This is a genomic window from Sulfobacillus sp. hq2 (assembly GCF_002903155.1).
Taxonomy (GTDB): domain Bacteria; phylum Bacillota; class Sulfobacillia; order Sulfobacillales; family Sulfobacillaceae; genus Sulfobacillus; species Sulfobacillus thermotolerans.
Genome location: NZ_NWUL01000008.1, coordinates 69,113 through 71,441, shown reverse-complemented (window position 1 = coordinate 71,441; position 2,329 = coordinate 69,113). Strand labels below are relative to the sequence as shown.

Here is a 2,329-nt window from a genome sequence, read left to right as displayed (position 1 = left end):
CCCCGAGCAGACGAATCCTGTGAGGACTGCGGGTCCCGTTAGGGGCCGAGAAAAGCCGAAAGAGATTATCGTAGGTTTTTTTAACCAGGCTCTACGAAACATTAATTAATCCCTAATACCACGATCATGCCCTCATCATTCGCCTATGCGAAGATGAGCGCGTTACACGGTTGGGACCGTCCCTGTCGTGACAATGACTTTTCGATAAAGGACTGGTGTTCATGGAGGACATTACCCTTCTTCATATCTCGGACTTGCACGTCGATGGGCTTGGTAGTGACCGAAAACTGCCCGCTTCATATTGGTCCACTATGGCAGTAACGCTAAATCGCCTTAATCCTGATTTAATCGTCGTGACAGGCGATCTTACGACACATGGAGGGTGTGCTATCCAAGCGCTCTATCAAGCCCGGGAATTCTTAGAAAGCACAGGGCGTCCCTATCTGGTAGTGCCTGGTAACCATGACTTGTCTCCATCCTCTGTGATGCGTGAGGATGAATGTTACGAAGATGTCAAATGGCCTGAGACACATTTTTCCCAAGTTTTTTCACAACCATCTACTGTAACCCAACACATAGGGCCGGTGAGCGCCATCGGCATTGCGTTACGAGACGGCGATCCAGACCAATCGCTGTTACAGCTAAAAACCGCCTTGTCACAGGCTCCAGGACCCGTCTTAGTCTTTGGTCATTATCCTTTACGCCCTGTTCGCACTCAAGGAGTGTTAGCGAAATTTGGTTGGAGTCAATACATTCCGAATACCATGCCGGAATTTCGACGTATCTTAAAGTCTTCACCGCGCGTACGCCTTTATGGTTGCGGTCACGTTCACGCCGCCTCGGTCCAGCCAATCACCCCTGCCTTAGTTCAAATTTCTGCAGGTGGCTTAGGCCCTGGTCCCAGCCAATACTGGCTTTATAAAATCAATGCACAAGACATAACATTCTATTCCGTTGCCGGACCGGGCCCCGCAACTTTTTGGAATGAGGTCGATGCAGAACACGACAATGTCTACGATTATAACTGGGGGAAGACGAAAAGTGGACTGATTCGCTTAGCCCATGAACCGTCTCTGCTCACTCTCTCGGCACACTTCTAAATCGACGGGCCATGCCAGCGACATTGGACGGCACGGCCCTAGCATAGCTTTGTGATCTCTCAAGGAGCAACTGGGTGTGTACCGCTAGACCCCGGGCCTTGTCCTATCCTACGCCTCAGGCAAGCTAGATACATTGCTCTGGGCTGGATGAAAAAAGGACCGGCATGCGACAGAAAATCAACATGCCGATCCCATCAAACCTCATAGGCATTTCATTGTATACAAAAGACACCTTTATCCGTCTTTATAATCCGCCCTCGAAAATCTCCTTATCAAGGTGCATGGAGACGACCCAATTCGGCGCATCCACAATCTCTGAAATCTTTAAATCGCCCGCAATGCTCGCCACCATATAAGCATCTTCGTCAGATAGACCCGTCTTTTCGCTTATCAAAGCAATCATCTGGCGCGTCGCCATTCGTGCTGCCTCCCACAAGTCGGATGCAATGCCAGTGACGGCCCAAGCGTAGCCTGAACGTAGCGATCTGGGGTGGGTCTCCACCATGGGCGAAGTAAGTGGGCGATTTTTGACCAAATTGACCCGAAGAGTGACCTCTGAAGCAGTCTCCACAGCAGTGCCGCACACCTCGCCATCACCTTGAGCCGAGTGCGTGTCTCCGACAGACAAGAGCGCACCTTCTACGGCCACCGGAAGCCATAATCGAGATCCCGGAGTCATATGGCGAATATCCATATTTCCGCCCTGAGCACTGGGAGGCACAATGGAATGTTCACCGGCTTCAGCTGGGGCCACCCCGATAGTTCCGATAAACGGAGAAAGCGGTACGCGTAAGCCTGGCAAAAGCTCGGCGTATTTCGAGGTAATCCGCGATATGCGTAGGTGCGGTTCTTGAAATTCGTCCGCCAGGAGACCAAAACCGGGAATGATCGCAGTCCAGCCCCAGGCCTCCATCTCCATAGAAAGAATATCCACCACTAAAGCATCGCCAGGCTCAGCCCCCTCCACATATACAGGTCCCGTCACCGGATTGATATGGGAAAAGTCCAGTTGACGAACATCAGCCGGAGTGGAGTTTTGACTAATCTGTCCGCCCGAAGCTTCTGCAATCTGCATTCGAACAGTATCTTGCGACCGAACATGCAGGGCAGGCTCAATGGAATTGTTCCACACCGAGTGCGATTGCTCCTTAGATAAATGAAATGATGGCATCAAACTACACCTCCTTGCAAACCTTGGTCAACTATCCCGGCCTAAAGGCCGGAGCTTG

At 51.3% G+C, this 2,329-nt stretch carries 2 protein-coding genes; one reads left to right on the top strand and one right to left on the bottom strand.

Annotated elements, in window-relative coordinates:
• Positions 1 to 221: 221 nt before the first annotated feature.
• Positions 222 to 1,100, top strand: coding sequence for a metallophosphoesterase (locus CO251_RS00605; RefSeq protein WP_103373879.1), 879 nt, complete (start codon positions 222 to 224; stop codon positions 1,098 to 1,100).
• A 244-nt stretch (positions 1,101 to 1,344) separates the two neighbouring features.
• Here the strand turns inward: CO251_RS00605 and CO251_RS00600 are convergent, their stop codons facing one another.
• Positions 1,345 to 2,271 carry an acetamidase/formamidase family protein gene (locus CO251_RS00600; protein WP_103373878.1) on the bottom strand — a complete coding sequence of 309 codons (927 nt, stop codon included), beginning with the start codon at positions 2,269 to 2,271 and terminating at the stop codon, positions 1,345 to 1,347.
• Positions 2,272 to 2,329: the final 58 nt, after the last annotated feature.

Bases quoted from the DNA above. Each gene is read 5' to 3' on its own strand.
- CO251_RS00605 (WP_103373879.1), top strand. From the start codon at position 222: ATGGAGGACATTACCCTTCTTCATATCTCGGACTTGCACGTCGATGGG.
- CO251_RS00600 (WP_103373878.1), bottom strand. From the start codon at position 2,271: ATGCCATCATTTCATTTATCTAAGGAGCAATCGCACTCGGTGTGGAAC.